Here is a 16,106-nt window from a genome sequence, read left to right on the forward strand (position 1 = left end):
CAATTCTCATTTAGGATTCAATGTTACCAACGGAACCAACATTTCTTCTAACGAAACCCCTCCATGCTGGAATGTATCGACATAATACGACACATAATAATTGTAGTTATTAGGATAAGCAAAGAAATCGTCATTCAATGCAAAAATATATTTACTACTCAGGTTGGGTGTAGGCAGACCAAACTGAGACGGATTACGGGATTCAAATACCTTTTTATAATTATAATCGAGATTCTTCCCCACCTTATACCTCAGGTTCGAATTAGTCATCTTATCACCGATAACCTTTAACGGATTTTTCACCCTGATTGTTCCGTGATCAGTTGTCAAAATCACCTTATATCCCATTTCGGCTATTTTCTTAAACAGGTCACTGGTACTCGAATGTCTGAACCACGAACGGGTAAGCGAACGGTAAGCAGCCTCATTCGATGCCAGTTCACGAATCATTTGCGAATCGGTACGCGCATGTGAAAGCATATCCACAAAATTCACGACTATCACATTCAACTGATTATTCTGCAACGAATTAAGATTTTGCACCATTCTATTACCATAAGCCGAAGTATGCACTTTGTTATAAGAAAATGAATAATTTTTCCTGAGCCGATCTAATTGTTTTTGGATAAACAGTTCTTCATTCAGGTTTTTACCCTCTTCTTCGGTATCTTCCACCCAAAGGTCGGGATAAAGCTGCGCTATCTGTGCAGGCATAAGACCCGAAAAGATAGAGTTCCGCGCATACTGAGTTGCAGTCGGTAAAATAGACATATACATATCTTCCTCGAATGTAAAATCAGCCGCAAGCATATCTTTTATAGCAGCCCATTGGTCGAACCGGAAATTATCTATAAGCACAAAGAATATCTTTTCGCCATTATCCAACATCGGGAATACCCGCTTCTTCATTAAGTCGGGGCTTATCAAAGGACGGTCTTCCGGACTATTTACCCACAACTCGTAATTCTTCTTGATAAATTTCATAAACGAGTTATTGGCATCTTGTTTCTGGGCGATAATCAAATCTAACAATGGATTTTGCATCGCCGTAAGTTCCAGCTCCCAATAAACGAGTTTACGGTACACATCCGCCCAATCTTCGAATGTATTGGCAAAACCTATCTGAGTACCAATCTTATTAAACTCCTCCCGATAACCTTCCACTGTAGCCTCGGTAACTATGTCATTTTTATGAAGGTTCTTTTTTATCGAAGATAATATCTGATTCGGATTGACAGGCTTAATCAGATAGTCGGCTATCTTTTTCCCGATTGCATCTGTCATGATCCCCTCGTCTTCGCTTTTTGTAATCATAATTACCGGAAGATTAGGATCAATTTCTTTGATCTTACTTAAAGTTTGCAGACCAGTCAACCCCGGCATATTTTCATCAAGAAAAACCAGATCAAAACTTTCGGACGAACAACAATCCAAAGCATCCTGACCACTATTTACAGTGACTACTTCATACCCCTTATCTTCTAAAAAAAAGACATGGGGTCTAAGTAGTTCTATCTCGTCATCAGCCCAAAGTATGCGGTATCTTTTCATATCATTCAATGTTGCAAATCATTATCAAAGTTAATGATTTTAAAGTTCAGAACACACATAAAACGAAGCCCCTTTCGTTTTTTAATTTTCATTTTCAGAACATTTATTTATATTTGTGCAACGAATGAAAGAGTAAAAGCTTTTATTCATTATTAAAAATAGCCTTTTACAGAAGAAATTCATGGCAAATATTTTCACATATAAAACATCTTACAAAAACCTAAATTTTAACAATTCAGGCTTGTTTTTATGTGCTGAAATATTAGAGAGAGAGAGAGAGAGAGAGAGAGAGAGAGAGACGCATCCAGAGCGTTAACTAAACAAAAAGTTTTATTGTGTCAAAATAACGGAGCATTTTTTTATGCATTCGTTCATTTTGTCGTATATATCCATTTCCAGATCATTATTCAGATAAGTTGGCTCGGCAAGCTGTGTCGGGTAGAATCATTGTTGTTTTGTTGTCGTTCGAAAACTACAGCGGATAACAGTTTGCCTGTCAGTCAACAATCTGTTGCAGCAGGGTGCAGTGTTTGCATCTTGCTGCTTTCTTGTTTTAGAATTAATAACTTAATCAATACTGTCTTAAATACAAAGACACGAAAATATATAGGGGTAAGGCTTTGCTTTACCTACCAATACTACATTCAAAAACAATTACTCTTTATAATAACAACAGCAGAGTCTGTGACTCTAAAACAACAACTCAAAATGGCATTAAAAAAAGTAACTCTATTTCTAGCTATCAACTTCTTTGTCTTAGCTAATATTAACGCTCAAGTAGGCATTAATACAAAAAAACCATTAGGATGGTTCCATATAGACACTAATGGCAATACAGAAGGAACAACCCTAGCTCCGACCAATGATTCCGACGATGTAATAATTACATTTGATGGCAATATGGGCATTGGAACTGCCTTGCCAACCAATAAACTGACTATAGTATCGACAGGAACAAACACTGGTCTACATCTGCCCAACGGAGCAGGTACTGGCAAAGTCTTGACTTCAGATGCTTATGGGAATGGAGTATGGAATCAGCCAGGCTTTAGCGAATTTACAAATATACCTCAAACAGCAAGCCAAGTAACTTTGGCTGCAGGTACCCACTTTATAAATTCAGGACTATCTTTCAATTTCCCGATAGAGGGAACTTATTCCGTTACACTTCAATGTAGAATGACAGCTAATATAACAGGTAGAAGTGTTATAACAGATAGGCCTGTCCTACAAATATTACCAAATATAGAGGCAGCGACCGACATAAGTACGGCATGGAGCTCAGGCTCTATAAATGCGAGATTTACAGGATCATACGAAATCATGAGCATTGCCCGTACCTTAGAACCCGCTACGACATCAAACGAATATCGATTCATCTTCAGTCAAAATATGCAAGTGACTACACTAACAGGACTCAAAGCAACCCTTGTTGTATATATCCGATGCAGTGAGACCGTGACATTAACCTTCAACTATGGAACCCCCACCCCAACAACAGTAAGTCCGCAAACTATAGGAGGATCTTTTATCCGTATTAATTAACTGCTAGTTATAAGTTAATATTATAATAACAAAGAATAGCTACAATGAAAAAAATAATTTTATATCTATATTTATCATTATCTATTGGTATTATTGCACATGCTCAAATAGGAGTCAATACCGAAAGTCCTATCGGCATATTCAATATAGATCCAAAAGGTAACAATAACTCGGAACAAACTGGCAAATCTGATGATGATGTAGTTATATTAACCAATGGCAATATGGGTATAGGCACAACTACCCCATCTAACAAATTAACCATTGTACCAGCGACAAATGCGACAAATACTAACGCGGGATTACAACTGACCAACAACGCAGCAAATGACAGAGTACTAACTTCGGATATTAATGGTAATGCACAATGGACCGGCACTCATTTTAGTGAATTTACAATACGAAATCGAACAAGTACTAATCTCGATGCCACTCCTGCTCAGCTAAAATACGTTACTGGTCTATCTTTTACTTTTCCTAGTGAAGGAACTTACTCTGTAACATTACAATGTATAATGAGGAGAGTCTCGGGAACGTTAAATTTAACGGACAGACCTGTTCTTCAAATATTACCTAATGTACCAACAAGTGCAACTGCTGCCGAAATGGAGTCCATCTGGTCTTCCAATACAGAAGATTCAAGATTTTTAGGATCATACGAAATTATGGGCTATCCCAGAAATCTAGCTGCTGCCACAAATACCGAGTATCGCTTCATTTTTAGTGAAAATTTAATAGTTACTCAGGCTACAGGACTGACAGCATACCTTATCGTACACATGTATGTCGCCGAAAACCAGACTTTTCAATTTCAGTTTGGGACACCCAGCACAGGAGATAATACCGAACCCCAGACAGTTGGATGTTCTTTTATAAAAATCAATTAACACCGGTTACTATAATACAACAGAAAACAATTTAGAGAAACCTGACGCTCAATGACTTTTTAATCGATAAATTTGGACTACTTATATTTTTACATTATATTTGCATCGAAAATCGTAAGAGGAGAAGGCTAAGGCTTTCTCTTTTTTGTTCATAAATATAAAAATGATAGACAAAGCTCAGATAAAAGACATAGTAGATGAGTATCTATTAAATTCGGATACATTCCTTGTTGACATTGCGGTCAGAGCCGGCAACATTATAGTTGTGGAGATAGATAGCAAAGAAGGCGTCAGTATCGATGAATGTATCAAATTAAGCAAGGAAATAGAGTCTCATTTCGACCGCGAGGTCGAAGATTTCGAACTCGAAGTAGGTTCCGCGGGAGTAACCTCACCTTTCAAGATACAAAAACAGTACGAAAAGAATATCGGAAACGAAGTAGAAGTACTGACCAAAGACGGAAAAAAACTGTCAGGGATATTAAAAAGCTGTGACAATACAGCTTTTGTTGTCACTATCTCTAAAATGGAAAAACCGGAAGGAGCTAAACGTAAAGTAGAAGTTCAGGAAGACCTGACCTTCGGATACGATGAAGTAAAATATACAAAATATCTAATTAGATTTAAATAACATGGCTAAGAAAGAAGTTATAAACATGATCGATACCTTTTCAGAATTTAAGGAACTGAAAAGCATCGACCGTATGACAATGATAAGTGTGCTTGAGGACTCATTCCGCAACGTTATTGCCAAAATGTTCGGAACAGACGAGAACTACGATGTCATCATCAACCCTGATAAGGGAGACCTTGAAATATGGCGCAACCGCACCATAGTGGAAGATGAAGAATTGGAAGATCCCAACACCGAAATATCTCTTACCGAAGCCAAAAAGATAGATGAAGATTTTGAAGTCGGCGAAGATGTTACCGACGAAGTATTCTTTGAAGATTTCGGACGCAGGGCGATTCTGAACCTTCGTCAGACGTTGGCATCCAAGATACTCGAGCTTCAAAAAGATTCACTATATAATAAATATAAAGAAAAAATCGGAGAAATCGTCTCCGGTGAGGTGTATCAAATATGGAAAAAAGAAATACTTCTTCTTGACGATGAGAAAGAAGAACTTCTTTTACCGAAAACAGAGCAAATTCCGAGCGACTTCTTCCGTAAAGGAGAACACGTAAGAGCCGTAGTGGAACGTGTTGACAATAAAAACAATAACCCAAAGATTATTTTATCGCGTACATCTCCGGTATTCCTCGAAAGACTATTCGAGTTGGAAGTACCCGAAATAAACGACGGGCTTATCACTATCAAAAACATCGCGCGTATACCGGGCGAAAGAGCAAAAGTAGCCGTTGAATCATACGACGACCGTATTGATCCGGTTGGAGCTTGCGTAGGTATGAAAGGTTCGCGTATACACGGTATCGTTCGTGAGTTAAGAAACGAAAACATCGATATCATCAACTATACTTCAAACATGAATCTGTATATACAGCGTGCATTGAGTCCTGCCAAGATCACAACGATCAAGCTTAACGAAGAGGAAAGAAGAGCCGAAGTATTCCTTCGTCCCGAAGAAGTATCTCTTGCTATCGGTAAAGGCGGATTAAATATCAAGCTCGCAAGTATGTTGACAGGATATGTGATTGATGTATACCGAGATATTGACGACTTCGACGAAGAAGATATCTATTTGGATGAATTCCGCGACGAAATCGATGAATGGGTAATCGAACAGTTGAAAAAACTAGGATACGTAACAGCAAAAGCCGTTCTGGGTGTAGACAAAGAAACACTGGCCAAAGAGGCCGACTTGGAAGAGGATACAGTAGACGAACTATTTGCCATCTTAAGTGCCGAGTTTGAGGACGAAGAATAATACTTATTTGGTATTTCTATGATTTCTTAATACTTTTGTGTAAATAAATATCGACACAAGTAAGAAATCTATCCTTTTCATACTGTTCATATTTCATGACTTAAAAAAAACGTATGTCTATAAGATTAATAAAAGTTTCAAAAGATTTGAATGTAGGAATCAGCAGCCTTGTTGAATTCTTGCAGAAGAAAGGGTTTGCCATCGAGGCTAATCCTAATACGAAGATTGAAGATGAACAATACGATCTGCTCATAGCAGAGTTTGGCAAGGATAAAAAATTTAAACTGGCTTCAGACCGCAACAAAGAACTACAAAAAGAAAAGCGGAAAGAGGCTCAACAAGAATATGCTGAAGTGCAAGCTCCGGCAGCACCTCCCGTAGTTGAGGAAATAAAAGTTGAGATCCCTGAGGACATTAAACCACACATCCAAGTCATAGACAAGATAGATCTTGACAACTTGAACAAACCGAAAAGCACACCAGTCAAGGATCCTATACAAGAAGAAAAGGAAGAAGAAACTATTATCGAATCAGTGATAAATCAACCAGAAGAAGATATAAAAGCTGCCCCCGAAGTGGAACAGCAGATCGAAAAAGAAATACCTGTTGTTCCGGAAGCTAACACAGAAGCGCCTAAAGAAGAAGCGCCTGTAGCTGAACCAGAAAAAACAGAGACACCTCAGAACGAGGAAGGAAACCAGGCGAAAGCATCTGACGATGACGATGATGTATTCAGACTGAAAAGCCCGACATTGAAGTCGAACATCGTAGTAAAAGGTACCATCGACCTTAGTGCTATCAATGACAAAACCCGTCCTGCCAAAAAGACTAAGGCTGAAAAGCGTAAAGAACGCATGGACAAAGAATTGTCTGATACTAAAAAGGTAAAAGAAAATACCGTAAAACTCCTGAAAAAAGAAAGTGTCGATGAACAGAAGAAAGGAGTTCAAAACGCCGACGACGACGCCTCTAAAAAGAAAAGAGCACGTATCAAAAAAGGAAAAGTTGATATCGAAAAAGGTGTTCCCGGCGGAGGTCAACCAACTGTCAACAGAGACAGGTCTAAACAACCTCATCTTCGTAAACCGGGACAACCGGCTATCAGGACGGAGGTAAGTGAAGAAGATGTTCAGAAACAAATAAAAGAAACTCTGGCCCGCCTTACAAGTAAAGGAGGTAAAAACAAGGGTTCTAAATACCGTAAAGAAAAAAGAGAAGCCAATTCTAACAGGCAACAGGCAGAACAAGAACAACAAGAACTCGAAAGCAGAGTTCTTAAAATAACAGAATTCGTTACAGCCAACGATTTGGCAAGTATGATGAATGTTCCGGTTGTTCAGGTTATTTCAACCTGTATGAGTATCGGTATGATGGTTTCGATCAACCAGCGTCTGGATGCAGAAACAATTAATATTGTTGCTGAAGAATTTGGTTTCAAAACCCAGTATGTAAGTGCCGAGGTTGTAGAAGCTATAGCCGAAGAAGAAGACCGGGAAGAAGACTTGGAACCACGCGCTCCTATTGTAACTGTAATGGGACACGTTGACCACGGTAAAACATCATTACTTGATAATATCCGTCAAACCAATGTGATTGCCGGTGAAGCCGGAGGTATTACACAGCACATCGGTGCATACAACGTAAAATTGAAAGACGGACGCCGTATCACATTCTTAGATACTCCGGGTCACGAAGCATTTACAGCCATGCGTGCCCGTGGAGCTCAGGTAACAGATATCGCAATTATTATAGTAGCAGCCGACGACAGTGTCATGCCACAGACTATAGAAGCGATCAATCACGCTACGGCAGCAGGTGTTCCTATCGTATTCGCTATTAATAAGATTGATAAACCATCTGCAAACCCCGACAAGATAAAAGAAACTCTTGCCAGCATGAATTACCTTGTGGAAGAATGGGGTGGTAAATACCAATCTCAAGATATATCAGCTAAACAAGGTCTTGGTGTAGATGAACTACTAGAAAAGGTTCTTCTGGAAGCCGAGTTGCTTGAACTAAAAGCTAATCCGAATAAACGTGCAACAGGTTCCGTTATTGAGTCATCACTCGACAAAGGCCGCGGATATATTTCTACTGTACTCGTTCAGAACGGAACACTGAAACAAGGAGATATTGTTCTTGCAGGAACTTATTTCGGGCGTGTGAAAGCGATGTTCAACGAACGTAACCAACGTACCGAAGCAGCTGCACCATCAGCTCCGGCATTAATACTCGGTTTGAATGGAGCACCTCAGGCAGGGGATATTTTCCATGTACTGGAAAGTGAACAGGAAGCACGTGATATTGCTACCAAACGTGAACAATTGCAACGTGAGCAAGGCTTACGTACTCAGAAAATACTTACTCTGGACGATATAGGCCGTCGTATAGCCATCGGAAACTTCCAGCAGCTGAACGTTATTGTAAAAGGAGACGTGGACGGATCTGTTGAAGCTCTATCTGACTCATTGATACGTCTGTCGACAGAAGAAATACAAGTAAATGTAATACATAAAGCAGTAGGAGCGATTTCTGAATCAGATATAACTTTGGCAGCTGCATCAGATGCAATCGTTATCGGATTCCAGGTGCGCCCATCAATGGCTGCACGTAGATCGGCCGAAAAAGACGGAGTCGAAATACGTCTGTATTCAATCATTTACGACGCTATAGACGAAGTGAAATCAGCGATGGAAGGTATGTTATCTCCTGAAATCAAAGAAGAAATTACCGCTAACGTTGAAGTACGCGAAGTATTTAAAATCACCAAAGTCGGTACCGTTGCCGGATGTATGGTTAAAGAAGGTAAGATCAAAAGATCTAATAAAATCCGTCTTATCCGCGATGGCATCGTAATATATTCCGGAGATCTGGGCTCATTGAAACGTTTCAAAGACGATGTAAAAGAAGTTGCCTTCGGATACGAATGTGGTTTGAATATTCACAACTACAACGATATCAAAGTTGGCGATATAATTGAAGCATTCGAAGAAATAGAAGTAAAGAAAACATTATAATAAAAAAGATTTATTATATTTGTAAGCATAACCTAAAGAACCAATTGATAGTTGTAACCAAGCAATCATGCCTTGAAATCGGTGGTATCAACCGTACCACCGAAACACACAACTATCAATCAGGTCAGAGGTTGAATCCTACAGTATAAAGTCTTACATTTCTCTATCAATATTTTCCTGTAATAATCTGAAGACAATGATTAAGAAGATTATTTTTCCTACTCTACTTATTTTAGCATTAGTATGTAGCAACAAGCTTCAGGCACAGACCTCAGACAAAATTGCATATATTAATTCTGTTGAATTATTAGAATCTGTACCCGGAAAAATTGAAGCTACAAAAGCCATCGAAGAGTTAAATAAAAAATATAAAGATGAACTGGCTATAATGCAAAATGAGTATAATACTAAATATACTAATTTTTTGGCCAATCAAAATAATCTTGCCGAAAGCATTAAGCTTCGTCGTATGCAGGAGCTTTACGAATTGGAACAAAACATAAACCGCTTTATAAAAGTGGCTCAGGAAGATGTAGAAAGCCAGCAAAAGCAATTAATAGAACCTTTGAAAGAAAAGATGCAGGAAGCCATTCGCCAGATAGGAATGGAGCAAGGCTATACTTGCATATACGACGCATCGAATCCGGCTATTGCATTTATAACTCCGGACGCAATAGATGCCAATTCACTGGTAAGATCCAAACTACTACAAGGCAGAAGATAAGATCAGCCTGATTTTATTCCCTACATACAGATAGATTTATGCAAAAAAACTTAAAACCGGGATCTATTGGGGTTTTCGATTCAGGATACGGAGGTCTTACGATCCTTTCAGAAATACAAAAATTACTACCCGAATATGACTATATGTACCTTGGAGACAATTCGAGGGCACCGTATGGTTCACGGTCATTCGACATTGTTTACGAATTCACTAAACAAGCTGTATTAGCGTTATTTGCCAGAGGATGTAACCTTGTTATACTGGCTTGCAACACTGCTTCGGCTAAAGCCTTACGGACCATACAACAGAATGACCTTCCACATATCGACCCACGGAAAAGAGTACTGGGTATCATCCGTCCCACTGCCGAGATTGTAGGACAAATCACACAAACCAGACATATCGGAATTGTAGGGACACAAGGTACAATTCAATCAGAATCATATCCCCTCGAAATCCGGAAAATATATCCGGACATCGTAGTCAATTCCCTTCCCTGTCCTATGTGGGTACCTTTGGTCGAAAACAATGAGTATGACAAGCCCGGTGCCGATTATTTTGTAAGACAGGGCATCGATGATATACTTGCTAAAGATAACGCTATAGACACTCTTATTCTAGGCTGTACACATTATCCTCTCCTACTTGATAAGATCAAAAAAATATCACCTCCAGACTTAAATATAATTTCGCAAGGAGAGTATATTGCCGAAAGCCTGAAAGATTATCTTAACAGGCACCCCGAAATGGATATACTTTGTTCAAAAGGCTCCAATACGAAATACTTTACCACTGAATCTTCGACAAAATTCAAAGAGTCGGCAAGTATTTTCCTTAATAAAGAAATAGAAGCCGAAAGAATAAGCCTCGATTAAATAATTTTACTGGAAATTTTGCGAAAGATATAACTAGTATTGAATAAATAGTATAGTGTTATTTAACCACTATCTTTTTAGTTATATTATCGGATTTAAGGATATAATATCCTTTAGGTAGGTTTACACGGCTCGAACAAACTCCATTATTTACAACAAAAGTAGTCATTTTAGAGCCTAATATATTGAAAACTTCAACAACTCCATCCTGAGGTAAATTCAGAACAGAAACTTTTTCTCCATTAATAACAACCTCAATCCCTTGATGATCATTATCAAAAGAATCCTTATCTCCTCCTTTTTGAGCAAATCCCAAAAGAGGTAAAGAGGTAAGCATTAGAATAAGTATTATTTTATTAAAAGATTTCATCTGTTCTACGTGTAGTGCAAATATACTAATTTTTGAAAAAAATACGGCTTGTTGATAAATATTTTTCCTATTATTTATAATTTTTCCACAATTGCTTCGTTTGCAAGTATTACATGAGGAAATATCTCTTGTGCTTCCTTCTTAAATAAGCTATCATCATCGTACCTTGATGAATAATGCCCGATCATCAGTTTCTTCACATTAGCCATTTTTGCTATAGTAGCAGCCTGGCGGGCAGTACTATGACGGGTAATCTGTGCACGGGCAGCATTATCTTCCAGAAATGTCGCTTCATGATACAATAGATCCGCATCTTTTATAATAGGAACAATATCCTCTTTATAAGCAGTATCCGAGCAGTATGCATACTTCCGGGCATGCACTTTAGGATGTGTCAGCCGCGAGTTGGGTATTACTTCACCTGACGCCATAATAAAATCCTTTCCTTTTTTTATATCCGGTAAATCTTTTACAGGAATATCATAAAAACGAATCATATCACTCTTTAGGTTAAGATCATAATCGGCCTCCTCAAAAAGAAACCCGGCACAAGGCATTCTATGATCTAAAGGGATAGTGCTGACTTTTACTGAACGATCTTCATATATCACTTCATTTTTAGTCGGATCAAAAGATTCTATAATAACCTTGTATGACATTCCCTGACAAAAAAAGTTTAACTGTGGGCGCAGTACTTCTTCCAGTTCTGCTACTGCATGAATAGTTAAGTTTCCTGTTCTTCCAAGTAGGCCCAGAGTTGAGATCAGTCCGATTAGTCCAAAACAATGGTCACCATGTAAATGTGATATAAAGATATGGCTGAGACGTCCAAAAGATAAGCGGGCACGGCGAAACTCAAGTTGAGTACCCTCACCGCAATCTATCAGAAATAACTTCTCCCGTATATTTAAAACCTGGGCAGACGGCACATGTTTCATTGTAGGCAAAGCCGAGCCACAGCCAAGTATGTGAAGTTCAAATTTATTCATTCAATATGTATCAACTTATGCACCTGCAAGCTTAATGTCCACCTCGGATCAAGTTTAACCTGCTCTACACAATAATTAATATTTTCGGTATTGGGTACATCCCCATCGAATATAGGACTGATAAAATACTTATCAGCTTTCGGAAAAATAGCAATATCCGGTAAAACATCACCTGTTTGCAAAGGAATACGAATCTCATCAACCTTCGGTATAAGGTCTTTTATCCTCGAATAATTCTGCTTGGGACTGCATGTTATATAATCAATCAAGGTGGGTACACGCTTAGTTCCATTAGTCTCTATAGCCTGCTTATAACCATGTTCTTTAAAGAAAGCCAGATACTCGTTCTTTAATTGTATAGTAGGCTCACCGCCTGTCCATATAATCCACTTACAAGGGTATCGACTTATTATTCCCAATATTTCGTCAAGAGACATATCATCTCCGTCAGCAAAATCCGTATCACAAAATGAACATGCCAGATTACACTTAGTCAGGCGGATAAAAATAGACGGTTCGCCTACCCTTCCCCCCTCACCTTGCAGCGAGTAAAATATTTCATTTACCGTCAGCTTCATATATGGCGGTAGTTTTAGGAGTTTCGGATACTTCCACTGCATATATCTGTGGTGCCTGCTTTACAAAAATTTCATAAAGCTTGCGGGCGATATTTTCGGCAGTAGGGTTTACATCAAATATGTCATTCAGATGCCTGTGATCCAGCACATCATCTATATACTTTTTAATAAAACTCAATTCACGGTAATCTTTAACAAAACCGACCTCATTCAGTTCTGCAGATTTCAGGTGAACGGTAATAATATAATTATGTCCATGCATCCGGCTGCAAGGATGATCCCCCGACAAACCCTCGAGGATATGCGATGCCGAAAATGCAAATTGCTTACTTATCTTATACATAATTTTCAACTTAATTAACTATGGGACTGTATATAAAAAACAGTCTGTATATAAAATTTATCAGTTTAAACTAATATCAGTCCAAACCGGATAGTGGTCTGAGAATTTAACCCTGTCAACCGTAGTATTGTATGCTTTTATATTCTTTGAATGAAGTATAAAATCGATCCTGAACCAAAAATAATTTTCGTGATACGTAATCCTCGGGCCAAATCCCGTTTCAACATACGAATCTACCAAATCTTTCGATATAGTGCGATATGCATACGATATAGGGGTGTCATTAAAATCGCCGCAAACAATTGTCGCATCTGTATTCTGTTCACTTACATAATGAGCTATTAAGTCGGCCTGAGGGGCTCTTACCTTATAAGCTCCGCCTAGTTTCTTCTCCAAACTATATGCCACTTCATCAATCATCTGCGAATCGCGCTGCTTAAGAAGTTTTTTGTATAATTGTTTGTCATTCGAGGTCAAGCGGTTCGATTCCAAATGTACATTTATCAAACTGACCCGTTTTCCGTCTACTTCTATTTCGTATAATACAGCTCCGTTATCACTGGTAACGATAGGAATAACCTGTACATTCTTTATAGGGTATTTCGACATGCAGAATAACCCGTAATCAAACCTCGAAGAGGGCCGGAGCAATGTCATCGAATGATACGGATACTTTTTAAGAGCCTTCAACAGATTACGAGTATTGGTCTTTGCACCCCATGTAACATTCAGATATTCCTGCATACAAATTATATCCGGATCAACGGATTGAATATATTCTATCATAGGATGATTCTTATCCCATCCCCGGTTTACATCCCACGCAAATCCTCTTACATTATAAGTCATTATTCTTAATGATTTTTCAGGAGCTTTTGATGAGAAGATATTTACGGGAAAATAGGCCGTAATTGGATTATAACAAATCAGGATTACAAGAATATTAACCGCTACAAATTTCCATTTCCGTGTAAAACACCACAGGAGTAAAAAAGCAATACTAGCCACAAAAGTAAAGGCAAAACCCAATCCCAGATATGCAAAAACAGAGAATCTTTCAGGTGAGACATTCCAAGTAAGAAATGCTGACAATAAGATTACCAGTACAAATATATTTATACTGAAAAGAATTGACTTTAATGCCTTCCGGAAATACTGATAATAACGATTATTTGTTACTTGCATCGAATAATTTCTTTTTCTCGTCGCTGCTCAGACTGCTATAACCCGATTGCTTTATTTTATCCAGAATAGCATCTATTTGCTCTTCAGTGTTATGGCGTTGCTGGTTATACTCTTCATCTGTTTTTTCTTTTCTATATGTAACACGCATACGAGGCGATGGTTTAAATAGATTTACGACTTTATCGATAACCATATTAAACCATTTAGTAATATCGCGCCCTTTCAGATACTGTGTCGCAAAAAGATAGCCGAATAAAGCACCTCCGATATGAGCAACATGCCCTCCGGTATTGTTCCCCCCTCCCAGTGCTATAAAGTCCAGAACGAATATAAAGAGAGCTATATAGATAATCTTAATACGTCCGAAAAAGAGAAGCCCCACCTGAAGGTTCTTATTATAAAATGCAGCAGCAAAAATAATAGCGGTAACAGCACCCGAAGCGCCTATCATAGACGAGCTACCTAGCTTTATAAAATAAGGGATGGTGTTAAAAGTCAGGATATAAAACAGAGCAGCAGCTATTCCTCCCAAAATATATACGGCAACCATATGCTTGGGTGTAAAGTAAGACCGGAATATTATTCCGAACCAATACAACATCAGCATATTGAATAGGATATGCAATACGTCGTAATGTAAAAACATATAGGTAATCAAAGTCCAGATATGCCTGATTACAATGCCGATATTAGATGATACTTCAAAATAGACACTCAAGTCAGGATAAGGAATCTCAAACAAAAGGCCAATAACCCTTAGCAATGCGCAAACCAGAAAGACCATCACATTGATTATTATCAATGTAAAAACCACATCCTTACCTTTTAATAAATTCCGAAACGATTTAATAAAATCTGCCATTCTTTTTATTCGTCTTTTTCCAATACAATACCAGAATCAATCCCGTAATCAAACCTCCTAAATGCGCAAAATGCGCAATGTTATCACCGGCTTTATCCCAGACTCCTAACAATAGCTCTATCACACCATACCCTATTACAAAAAACTTTGCTTTGATAGGTATAGGTATAGGTATTATCATAAGTTCGACATTCGGGAATAACATTCCGAATGCAACAAGTATGCCAAACACGGCACCCGATGCACCTACCGTACATCCAATATTCGAAATATATAATAGTTCGTTCAGCCTCGCCATAGCAGGTTCGTTGTATGTCAAACCCTTTTCTATTAAAGTTGCACCTTTCACATATACATCGGTTACCATCTCCGGAGACAACTGCATCTCGGCATACTTGATCCGGAAAAACATCACCAGCATATTTGCAATACCTGCACCTAAACCCGTAAGGATATAATAGAACAAGAAACGCTTTCCACCCCATACCATCTCCAGTGTCCGTCCAAACATAAATACGGCAAACATATTAAAGAGAACATGTGTTATACCCCTCGGATCATGTAAAAACATATACGTGATAAGCTGATGCGGATAAAAACTATCGGATGTATAATAATGAAGCCCCAGATAACTACTTATATCTATCCCCCGAGATAGAAACAAAGTTTGCGAAAGCCAGATTATTACATTAATGATAATAAGATTGAGGGTAACCGGAGAAACCGAGCTAAAAAACCCTCTATTGCTTTGATTCATAAAATATCAATAAGTATTGAATACAAATTTACTTATATTTTCCGTTTGGCAGGACAAAATGAACTCCATCTATCCCAAAAATTCATTAAATCGTCTATTTAACAGATGTTTTTCGGTTTTTTTTTGATAGTTACTAAACTATAATCTATATTTGGTGTTTCAATATTAGGCGAATCGTTAAACAAAATCAAATTTATTTTAACTAATTATTTATTGCATTATTATGAATAAGACTGAATTGATTAATGCTATTTCAGAAAAAGCTGGACTAAGCAAAGTTGATGCAAAAAAAGCACTAGATGCATTTATTGAAACTGTTGGTGAAGAATTGAAAAAAGGAGAAAAAATTGCCCTTGTAGGTTTCGGTACATATTCTGTTACTGAAAAAGCAGCAAGAAAAGGAATTAATCCTAGAACAAAAGCAACAATCAATATTCCTGCAAAAAAAGTTGTGAAATTCAAAGCAGGTGCCGAACTAGCTAACTTGTAATTGCAAGTAAAAAGACAAAAAAGCAGGGAAGATCTATCTTTCCT

The 16,106-nt window shown here is 38.0% G+C and carries 16 protein-coding genes; 8 read left to right on the forward strand and 8 right to left on the reverse strand.

Features of this window, described 5'->3' with window-relative positions:
• Window positions 1-6: 6 nt before the first annotated feature.
• Window positions 7-1,551 (reverse strand): T9SS response regulator signal transducer PorX, encoded by a 1,545-nt coding sequence (gene porX / locus BUC12_RS11760; protein ID WP_062178111.1) that lies wholly within the window; start codon window positions 1,549-1,551, stop codon window positions 7-9.
• 708 nt (window positions 1,552-2,259) lie between these two features.
• Between porX and BUC12_RS11765 the strand changes: the two genes are divergently transcribed.
• From BUC12_RS11765 to murI, 7 genes are all read left to right on the forward strand, one after another.
• Window positions 2,260-3,096: a hypothetical protein gene (locus BUC12_RS11765; protein ID WP_062178108.1), complete on the forward strand. Its 837-nt coding sequence runs from the start codon at window positions 2,260-2,262 to the stop codon at window positions 3,094-3,096.
• 44 nt (window positions 3,097-3,140) lie between these two features.
• The gene (locus BUC12_RS11770) at window positions 3,141-3,983 is read left to right on the forward strand and encodes a hypothetical protein (RefSeq protein WP_062178105.1); all 843 of its coding nucleotides are present in this window, start codon (window positions 3,141-3,143) and stop codon (window positions 3,981-3,983) included.
• A gap of 163 nt (window positions 3,984-4,146) precedes the next feature.
• Window positions 4,147-4,614 (forward strand): ribosome assembly cofactor RimP, encoded by a 468-nt coding sequence (gene rimP / locus BUC12_RS11775; protein WP_062178101.1) that lies wholly within the window; start codon window positions 4,147-4,149, stop codon window positions 4,612-4,614.
• Window position 4,615: 1 nt separating this feature from the next.
• The gene (gene nusA, locus BUC12_RS11780) at window positions 4,616-5,872 is read left to right on the forward strand and encodes a transcription termination factor NusA (protein WP_062178097.1); all 1,257 of its coding nucleotides are present in this window, start codon (window positions 4,616-4,618) and stop codon (window positions 5,870-5,872) included.
• Window positions 5,873-5,985: 113 nt separating this feature from the next.
• A complete protein-coding gene (gene infB / locus BUC12_RS11785) occupies window positions 5,986-8,889 on the forward strand; it encodes a translation initiation factor IF-2 (protein ID WP_062178095.1) in 2,904 nt (967 codons plus the stop codon).
• Between the two features lie 196 nt (window positions 8,890-9,085).
• Window positions 9,086-9,613: an OmpH/Skp family outer membrane protein gene (locus tag BUC12_RS11790; protein ID WP_062178092.1), complete on the forward strand. Its 528-nt coding sequence runs from the start codon at window positions 9,086-9,088 to the stop codon at window positions 9,611-9,613.
• A gap of 38 nt (window positions 9,614-9,651) precedes the next feature.
• Entirely contained in the window at window positions 9,652-10,488 is an 837-nt protein-coding gene (murI, locus tag BUC12_RS11795) for a glutamate racemase (protein WP_062178089.1), read from the forward strand.
• Window positions 10,489-10,546: 58 nt separating this feature from the next.
• Here the strand turns inward: murI and BUC12_RS11800 are convergent, their stop codons facing one another.
• From BUC12_RS11800 to BUC12_RS11830, 7 genes are all read right to left on the reverse strand, one after another.
• Window positions 10,547-10,858, reverse strand: a complete 312-nt coding sequence (locus BUC12_RS11800; RefSeq protein WP_082141888.1) for a T9SS type A sorting domain-containing protein — start codon at window positions 10,856-10,858, stop codon at window positions 10,547-10,549.
• Between the two features lie 74 nt (window positions 10,859-10,932).
• Window positions 10,933-11,847 carry a ribonuclease Z gene (locus BUC12_RS11805; RefSeq protein ID WP_062178080.1) on the reverse strand — a complete coding sequence of 305 codons (915 nt, stop codon included), beginning with the start codon at window positions 11,845-11,847 and terminating at the stop codon, window positions 10,933-10,935.
• Window positions 11,844-12,425 carry a 7-carboxy-7-deazaguanine synthase QueE gene (locus tag BUC12_RS11810; protein WP_062178077.1) on the reverse strand — a complete coding sequence of 194 codons (582 nt, stop codon included), beginning with the start codon at window positions 12,423-12,425 and terminating at the stop codon, window positions 11,844-11,846. Before BUC12_RS11810 ends, BUC12_RS11805 begins: the two co-directional genes overlap by 4 nt.
• Window positions 12,406-12,768, reverse strand: a complete 363-nt coding sequence (locus BUC12_RS11815) for a 6-pyruvoyl trahydropterin synthase family protein (protein ID WP_062178074.1) — start codon at window positions 12,766-12,768, stop codon at window positions 12,406-12,408. Before BUC12_RS11815 ends, BUC12_RS11810 begins: the two co-directional genes overlap by 20 nt.
• A gap of 60 nt (window positions 12,769-12,828) precedes the next feature.
• Entirely contained in the window at window positions 12,829-13,953 is a 1,125-nt protein-coding gene (locus BUC12_RS11820) for an endonuclease/exonuclease/phosphatase family protein (RefSeq protein WP_062178070.1), read from the reverse strand.
• A complete protein-coding gene (locus BUC12_RS11825; protein ID WP_062178067.1) occupies window positions 13,937-14,815 on the reverse strand; it encodes a rhomboid family protein in 879 nt (292 codons plus the stop codon). The genes BUC12_RS11820 and BUC12_RS11825 overlap by 17 nt, the downstream gene beginning before the upstream one ends.
• Entirely contained in the window at window positions 14,799-15,572 is a 774-nt protein-coding gene (locus tag BUC12_RS11830) for a rhomboid family intramembrane serine protease (protein WP_062178065.1), read from the reverse strand. Before BUC12_RS11830 ends, BUC12_RS11825 begins: the two co-directional genes overlap by 17 nt.
• Window positions 15,573-15,795: 223 nt before the next feature.
• Here BUC12_RS11830 and BUC12_RS11835 point away from each other — a divergent pair, with 223 nt between their 5' ends.
• Complete coding sequence (locus tag BUC12_RS11835) at window positions 15,796-16,062, forward strand: HU family DNA-binding protein (protein ID WP_062178062.1); 267 nt, start codon at window positions 15,796-15,798, stop codon at window positions 16,060-16,062.
• Window positions 16,063-16,106: the final 44 nt, after the last annotated feature.

The organism is Indolivaga macrotermitis (assembly GCF_900128985.1).
Taxonomy (GTDB): domain Bacteria; phylum Bacteroidota; class Bacteroidia; order Bacteroidales; family Dysgonomonadaceae; genus Dysgonomonas_A; species Dysgonomonas_A macrotermitis.

What these genes read in the sequence shown, in the direction of transcription:
- porX (WP_062178111.1), bottom strand. Translation starts at nt 1,551, where the DNA reads ATGAAAAGATACCGCATACTTTGGGCTGATGACGAGATAGAACTACTT.
- BUC12_RS11765 (WP_062178108.1), top strand. Translation starts at nt 2,260, where the DNA reads ATGGCATTAAAAAAAGTAACTCTATTTCTAGCTATCAACTTCTTTGTC.
- BUC12_RS11770 (WP_062178105.1), top strand. Translation starts at nt 3,141, where the DNA reads ATGAAAAAAATAATTTTATATCTATATTTATCATTATCTATTGGTATT.
- rimP (WP_062178101.1), top strand. Translation starts at nt 4,147, where the DNA reads ATGATAGACAAAGCTCAGATAAAAGACATAGTAGATGAGTATCTATTA.
- nusA (WP_062178097.1), top strand. Translation starts at nt 4,616, where the DNA reads ATGGCTAAGAAAGAAGTTATAAACATGATCGATACCTTTTCAGAATTT.
- infB (WP_062178095.1), top strand. Translation starts at nt 5,986, where the DNA reads ATGTCTATAAGATTAATAAAAGTTTCAAAAGATTTGAATGTAGGAATC.
- BUC12_RS11790 (WP_062178092.1), top strand. Translation starts at nt 9,086, where the DNA reads ATGATTAAGAAGATTATTTTTCCTACTCTACTTATTTTAGCATTAGTA.
- murI (WP_062178089.1), top strand. Translation starts at nt 9,652, where the DNA reads ATGCAAAAAAACTTAAAACCGGGATCTATTGGGGTTTTCGATTCAGGA.
- BUC12_RS11800 (WP_082141888.1), bottom strand. Translation starts at nt 10,858, where the DNA reads ATGAAATCTTTTAATAAAATAATACTTATTCTAATGCTTACCTCTTTA.
- BUC12_RS11805 (WP_062178080.1), bottom strand. Translation starts at nt 11,847, where the DNA reads ATGAATAAATTTGAACTTCACATACTTGGCTGTGGCTCGGCTTTGCCT.
- BUC12_RS11810 (WP_062178077.1), bottom strand. Translation starts at nt 12,425, where the DNA reads ATGAAGCTGACGGTAAATGAAATATTTTACTCGCTGCAAGGTGAGGGG.
- BUC12_RS11815 (WP_062178074.1), bottom strand. Translation starts at nt 12,768, where the DNA reads ATGTATAAGATAAGTAAGCAATTTGCATTTTCGGCATCGCATATCCTC.
- BUC12_RS11820 (WP_062178070.1), bottom strand. Translation starts at nt 13,953, where the DNA reads ATGCAAGTAACAAATAATCGTTATTATCAGTATTTCCGGAAGGCATTA.
- BUC12_RS11825 (WP_062178067.1), bottom strand. Translation starts at nt 14,815, where the DNA reads ATGGCAGATTTTATTAAATCGTTTCGGAATTTATTAAAAGGTAAGGAT.
- BUC12_RS11830 (WP_062178065.1), bottom strand. Translation starts at nt 15,572, where the DNA reads ATGAATCAAAGCAATAGAGGGTTTTTTAGCTCGGTTTCTCCGGTTACC.
- BUC12_RS11835 (WP_062178062.1), top strand. Translation starts at nt 15,796, where the DNA reads ATGAATAAGACTGAATTGATTAATGCTATTTCAGAAAAAGCTGGACTA.